The organism is Peribacillus sp. NPDC097295 (genome assembly GCF_044761665.1).
Classification (GTDB): domain Bacteria; phylum Bacillota; class Bacilli; order Bacillales; family DSM-1321; genus Peribacillus.
Window position 1 is genome coordinate 26077 of record NZ_JBIWCW010000025.1, and the last position, 6383, is coordinate 32459.

Below are 6383 nucleotides of genomic sequence, written 5' to 3' on the forward strand. Positions count from 1 at the left end.
TTTCATTATTCACGAAGGTTATATAAAATAGAATTATAAATACCACTATAGAAAACAACCTTCTTCTGAACCGCTCATAAATATTGACCATTTGAACTTCAATGGCCTTTTTCAAATAAAAAACTCCAGAGTGTTAACACCCTGGAGTTTTGACCATATTATGAAGCTTGTCCGAGCTTATCATTTTCTGCTGGAGGGTTAAATTGACCTTCCCACTTAGAAATGACAATTGCCGCAAGAGAGTTACCGATAACGTTAACCACAGTACGTCCCATATCAAGAATACGGTCAATACCTGCAATGAATGCCAGTCCTTCAATTGGGATACCAACAGTTCCTAATGTTGCTAAAAGCACAACGAATGATACGCCAGGTACACCGGCAATCCCTTTAGAGGTAATCATCAATACTAACATTAACGTAATTTGCTCATAAGCGCTTAGGTCTATCCCATACATTTGAGCAATGAAGATGGCTGCTAAAGCTTGATATAATGTAGAACCATCAAGGTTAAAAGAATAACCAGTCGGAATAACAAAGGATGTAATATGTTTAGGACATCCTGCTTTCTCCATCTTCTCCATGATTCTTGGAAGAACCGCTTCAGAACTCGCTGTAGAGAATGCTAAGATTAATTCTTCTTTTAAAATTCCGATTAACTTAAAGATACTGAAGCCGACAAATTTTGCAATGAGACCAAGAATGACAATGACGAAGAAAATCATCGTTCCGTAAACAGAAAGGGCTAATTTCCCCAATGGAATCAATGATGATAATCCAAATTTAGAAATGGTCACACCGATAAGTGCAAACACCCCAATTGGAGCAAACTTCATAACCATATTCGTTAAGTTGAACATACCTTCCGCAGCTCCTTGGAAGAAACGGAAGACTGGTACACCCTTTTCACCAATAGCTGCAATGCTTAGTCCAAACAATACTGAGAAGAAGATGATGGCAAGCATATCGCCTTCTACCATAGCTTTGATTGGATTAGATGGTACAATATGAACGATTGTGTCTATAAATGATTCGTGTTGCTTAGACTCTGCTGTATCAACATACGTAGAAATATCAGTTTGTTCTAGATTACCCATGTCGACGCCTGCACCAGGCTGAATAATGTTAGCGGACATTAATCCTACACCGATCGCCACTAATGTTACTACTATAAAGTAGGATAGTGACTTCGCACCTAATTTCCCTACTGATTTTAAATCACCCACGCCTGCAACTGCAACGATTAGGCTAGAAACGATAATCGGAACGACGATCATTTTTATCATTCGTAAGAAGATATCGCCTAATGGTTGTAGATAGCCTTGGGCTGTCTCACTTCCATAAAATATAGCACCTACGATAATCCCTAGAATTAAGCCAATAAAAATTTGAGTCGCTAAACTCAGTTTGATTTTCTTCATTTAATTTCCTCACCTTCCATATAGTCTTTGATGTAAAAACATTTGTCTCGGTAAGGGAAACAAGATACTAATAAAAAGAGAAAAATTTTTCTGTATATTGAAAAACTTCTATCCTTACGCTTAAAAAAAAGACACACTACGTGTCATTTTCCCTATTCGCGGTTATTCACACATGTTCCCTCGAAGACGCTTACGGGGTTAGCTGTCGGGTTAGGAATCGGAAACACAATGGCCCTTTCATCTCTGAATTCACCCCTAGCGGATGAAATCCGCAAAAATGGTTCCCCCGTTCTTTTTTATAAGATTAAGCGAACTAACTTATATTAAAATATTATACTAAAAATATAAATCTGTAAATATATTTTCATATCCAAGCCTTGAAATGCATCGATAAATTCTGAATATTAAGAGCTAATTTAGTTTACACTTATTGTTTAAATAGGTAATTAGTTTAAGGTTTAAAAAAGGTTAATAACCAATTTTGGATTAATATAAATTATTTTTCCAAAATTCCTAGTAAAATGTATCTAATTTTCTCCCGGGTAGATAATTTCTTATAAGTTCCAGGATTCATTTTTTCAAAACTAAGTGGTGTAATGAAGCGAGAATGGTTTTTCACTACCTTTTTTGGGTCTAACAGAATGACATCCCCCACTGTTGGCCCTTTAAGGATTTCCTGTTTCCCTTTTGCATGAGCACCTTTTGTAAGGTATTGACGATCCACATGTCCTTTGTTGGTTAATGCATAAACATGTGGCTGCTTCGCATCATGCACCGCTTTCGTGGGTACGACCGGCACTCCCGCCTTCACATTCGTTATCACCGTAAGATCGACCTTTGAACCGGCTAATAACGGTTCGGACTCTTTGGGATCTGCCACGATCTTCGCCTGGAATGGGTATCTATTCTCTTCCTTAAGAGTAGGTTCGTCTTTTGGATAAGAATGAATACGGCTTATCGTTCCAGCCAATTTCTTATTCAAGTCAGGAGCACTTGCCTTTAACTCCATTCCCACCATTGCCTTCTTTAACTGTTCTTCAGTAAAGGTTCCTTCGATAGCCATTTCTGCAGAAGCGATTGAAATAATCGGGTTCGACAAATTTTTATTGATGTTTTTCACGGTACCGTCCGCTTCACTTGTCGTCTCGACGGCATTCGTTTGCACCTCGATTGAACTTAATTGAGCTTCCAGCATGACCACTTTTTCCTCCAGGTTACTTTTTTCAAGTTCCTGCTTGTACTTCTCTTGCTCAATATTACTTTTAATTAAATCCGAGGAAGACGTGGTGATGTCGATATTCAAATTCTTTTCAACCGTTTCATCAATAACCGTTTTATTCGAATCAAGGGTCAGACTGCTTTGATAAGTATTTAATTTTTTTATGTACTCGTCAATCCCAGTAATTTCTCCTTGAGCCGCTGCTTTTTCCGCTTCCAAATTATCCTTTAATGCGTCAAGTTTAGTTGTAGTGTATTCAAATAACGAGGTTCCAGCAGTTACCTCGTCCCCTTCGTGAACCAAGAACTTCTGAAAATCATTGTTCTTTGAATCAAAATAGACATCAAACTCTTCTGCCGGTTTTAAGATACCCTTCGTTTGAAAAGTTTCGGTTATGGTGTCTTTTTTAATCTTTACCCAATTTTCCGTAAAAACAGTCCGTTCAACCTTACTGTCTTTTTTTTCAATCAAATAAATATTACCCGATATGAAGGCCACTGAAACAATTGATAGGGCTGTTACTTTCCACTTTTTCATTTTCCTCACCGCCTTATACGAATACGCCAACTTGTAAGTATGCTAAGAATGCTTTAACAAACCATAAGGCGATATAAAATAAAATAATCATTGAAAGGACAAAGGCCTTATTTCGTTCCGTATATATTTTCAAATAATAATATTGCAGAGAAATGATTATAATTTGAAAAATGGTGACTTCACTAAAAAAATGAATAAGGTAATCGCTTCGAATAAAGTACTGACTGATGACGCCCAAGGAAAAAGGATTCGCATCATGCCCAATATCCAACAGCACAAAAAGGGGAATTAACAAAATCTTCTCCAGCATATGCAAACTAAACAAAATCATTTGAACAATGACAGTTTTTATGTATGGGATATCGGCTACAACCCAATAGAATAAAGAAGATAAAAAGACATAAATAGTTGGGTAAAAAATACCCGCAATCATATTACCTATTATGACAAGCAATTTTCCCGCTTCAAATTCTCCTGCATCCATCTTCGTAATATTTTTAGAAAATGATTCTGAACCAATTCCAAAATATCCGCCTACTGCAAAAACTAGGACACTAAGAAAATATAATAATAGTAGTTTCCAGCCAATCCGCGTGACCGCTTCCGCATTCTGCAATTGGTAACGGCTCCTTTGCGGTTCAAAAATGCCTTTTAACAATCGCACCTGGTATATCATGTATGTTCCTCCTGCAAAAAATGAAATATCACTTAACATTTTATCTTATTTTGGAAACAAATGCAGAAATAAGGAAGAATATATATAAAAAATATATTCATTATAAATACCAATGAAATTAGCCCCTTAAGTTTGGAGACAAAAAAGCAAGATGCTGTTTCAATACTTCAATCTCAGTGGGGGTCTGTTTATAGATTTCCCCATCCATATCGACATCAAGCGGTATATCCGTTTGCAATTTCAATTTACTTACCTGGATATATATTACACCTGAATCAGACCTTATATTTTCAGACCATGATTGCTTCATGGCTAATATCTCCCTGAAAACACTTAGGCTAGACTCCTTCACGATGACGATGTCAAATAGCCCATCGTCTGGATTAACCATCGGAAAAGGCAGGGAGTTCGTACCGATAGAACTGCCATTTAAGACCAGAATCATTATAGCTTTTCCCTCGACACATTTATCCTCACATTCGATTCTAAAGGAAAAAGGTTCTTTATCCCCTATCGTTCTAATTGCACTTAAAAAATACCCGATTTTCCCGAATTTACTTTTTTCTTGTTCATCTATATTGTTTGACGTGTCAGAGATCAGACCAATTCCCCAAAAATTCAAAAAGTAATCGTCATCGGCCTTCCCAACATCTATCATACGAACATTTCCATGTACTAAAGCTTCTGCTGCACGGCGGATATTTTGAGGTATTTCTAATATTCTGGAGAAATCATTACAAGTCCCCCCAGGCAACACTCCCAGCAACGGTCGATGTTCAAGTGGAGAAAGACCATTCACACATTCATGTACCGTCCCATCTCCTCCTAATACGAAGACCACATCCATGTCGTTCCCGTGATCTAAACAAAATTGGCGCGCATCACCCTTTTCCTTAGTCTGAAGAATAAGAAATTCATCTAATTGAGGCGTTAGGATAGGAAGGCAATCCTCCAGTGCTTTTTCCACTTTACTATTTCCTGCACATTCGTTATAAATCAGCATTCCTTTTTTCCATCTCATATTCTATTCCCCTCCATTTATTGAACAGGTACTCTTCACCTTACTTTTTCCTTTTTCATCCCTTTTAAAACTCAATCATTAATGGAAGAAGCAATTAAATTAACCATAAGCTAGACAGGTAGCGGGTTCAAGGAGGAGAGGGGGAAGAAGTTATTCAAAGGACACAGAATTACCCGTAAAGGGGGTCTAGTGAGCTCTCCATTGCTTACAATTAGTTATCCGTTCCTGTAATATACTTGATCATCAAGGAATTAAGTGATAAGAAAAAAACAGGTAAGTAATTTCAGGACGTGAATCTAAATCGTGAAACCCCACATTTTTTATAAAATGCTCATATAAAATACAAAAAAGAAACGAGTTTCCCCGTTCCTTTAAAAATTTATATTAAAAATATTAATGTTTAGTAAAAGTCTGATCTATTGCATTTTCCAGATTCGAGGATTTTTCTTTTAGGTAACGCTTTGTCACGTTTAAATCCTTATGGCCTGCAAGTTTGGATACAGTTTGTATGTCAATTCCGTTATCCACTAATCTTTGGCAAAAAGTGTGTCGTAACTTATGTGGGTGGACATTGTATTTTTTTAATATATATTGTACCGACCTCGGCGTGATTCTTTGATTGTAACTTGAAATAAACAATGGATCTGCTTTTTCCTTCAGTGAACTGAGATAGTTTTTCACATACTGTACTGCTAAATCGGTAAGTGGAACGGATCTATCAATATCCCCTTTTGCATTCCGGACGAGAATATAATTCCGGTTGCCTTCCATGATAACATCACTTCCGTTTAAATCGCATAGCTCCGAAACACGAATACCCGTATGTAGTAAAAGATATACAATGGCGATATTCCTAAGATTTCCTTCTGCCTCTATATCTTTTAAAAGGGCTTCCTGGTCTTTTATATTCAGTGACTCAGGTGCCTCATTTTTAGGATCCTTAACCTTACGCTCAACAGAAAGCATAATCTGTGGCTTTCCTAAAAATTTAAAAAATACATTTAAAGCATTGTAATGTTTTTCTATTGTCCCTGGACTTTTCTTGCAATTTTCTAAATAGTCAAGATACAATTGTATGTCCTCAGAGTTAATCTCCATTAGTACCTTTTGTGTCTGTTCACAAAACTGAGAAAGAACACCTGTATACGTTTTAATTGTATTAGCTGATTTCCCTTGGTCTTCCAACCATCCAGCAAACGAAGAAATCATTTCATCTTTAGCAGAGGTATCCATAGGCTATTCCCCCAATGACAGTTTCAGAACTAAGTTTAGTTTAACATATTTCCTTTTAGAAACGAAGAATTCTGTCCCTAATCTCCTATGGTTTTCCGAAAAAAAATATATATCCCTCACTACAAACCAAGATTTAAAAGGAATGATTCTCATTTTCCAGTGAATTTCATCACAAAACGCAAAAAAAGGCCAGCACGATGGCTGACCTTTCAAATGGCTTGGCGGCGTCCTACTCTCACAGGGGGAAACCCCCAACTACCATCGGCGCTGAAGAGC

At 37.0% G+C, this 6383-nt stretch carries 5 protein-coding genes and 1 riboswitch; all 5 genes read right to left on the minus strand.

Annotated features, from left to right (window positions below; translation table 11 throughout):
- Positions 1-158 precede the first annotated feature (158 nt).
- The 5 genes from ACIQXN_RS20870 to ACIQXN_RS20890 all read right to left on the minus strand — a co-directional run bounded on the left by ACIQXN_RS20870 (position 159) and on the right by ACIQXN_RS20890 (position 6107).
- Positions 159-1421, minus strand: coding sequence for a cation:dicarboxylate symporter family transporter (locus ACIQXN_RS20870; RefSeq protein WP_402971269.1), 1263 nt, complete (start codon positions 1419-1421; stop codon positions 159-161).
- A 172-nt stretch (positions 1422-1593) separates the two neighbouring features.
- A riboswitch (cyclic di-AMP (ydaO/yuaA leader) is annotated at positions 1594-1742 on the minus strand.
- A 175-nt stretch (positions 1743-1917) separates the two neighbouring features.
- Complete coding sequence (locus ACIQXN_RS20875; protein ID WP_402971272.1) at positions 1918-3177, minus strand: efflux RND transporter periplasmic adaptor subunit; 1260 nt, start codon at positions 3175-3177, stop codon at positions 1918-1920.
- Between the two features lie 13 nt (positions 3178-3190).
- Positions 3191-3853, minus strand: a complete 663-nt coding sequence (locus tag ACIQXN_RS20880) for a hypothetical protein (protein ID WP_402971274.1) — start codon at positions 3851-3853, stop codon at positions 3191-3193.
- A gap of 118 nt (positions 3854-3971) precedes the next feature.
- Positions 3972-4874, minus strand: a complete 903-nt coding sequence (locus tag ACIQXN_RS20885) for a YegS/Rv2252/BmrU family lipid kinase (protein ID WP_402971277.1) — start codon at positions 4872-4874, stop codon at positions 3972-3974.
- A 393-nt stretch (positions 4875-5267) separates the two neighbouring features.
- The gene (locus ACIQXN_RS20890; RefSeq protein ID WP_402971280.1) at positions 5268-6107 is read right to left on the minus strand and encodes a tyrosine-type recombinase/integrase; all 840 of its coding nucleotides are present in this window, start codon (positions 6105-6107) and stop codon (positions 5268-5270) included.
- Positions 6108-6383: the final 276 nt, after the last annotated feature.

What these genes read in the sequence shown, in the direction of transcription:
- ACIQXN_RS20870 (WP_402971269.1), bottom strand. Translation starts at nt 1,421, where the DNA reads ATGAAGAAAATCAAACTGAGTTTAGCGACTCAAATTTTTATTGGCTTA.
- ACIQXN_RS20880 (WP_402971274.1), bottom strand. Translation starts at nt 3,853, where the DNA reads ATGATATACCAGGTGCGATTGTTAAAAGGCATTTTTGAACCGCAAAGG.
- ACIQXN_RS20885 (WP_402971277.1), bottom strand. Translation starts at nt 4,874, where the DNA reads ATGAGATGGAAAAAAGGAATGCTGATTTATAACGAATGTGCAGGAAAT.
- ACIQXN_RS20875 (WP_402971272.1), bottom strand. Translation starts at nt 3,177, where the DNA reads ATGAAAAAGTGGAAAGTAACAGCCCTATCAATTGTTTCAGTGGCCTTC.
- ACIQXN_RS20890 (WP_402971280.1), bottom strand. Translation starts at nt 6,107, where the DNA reads ATGGATACCTCTGCTAAAGATGAAATGATTTCTTCGTTTGCTGGATGG.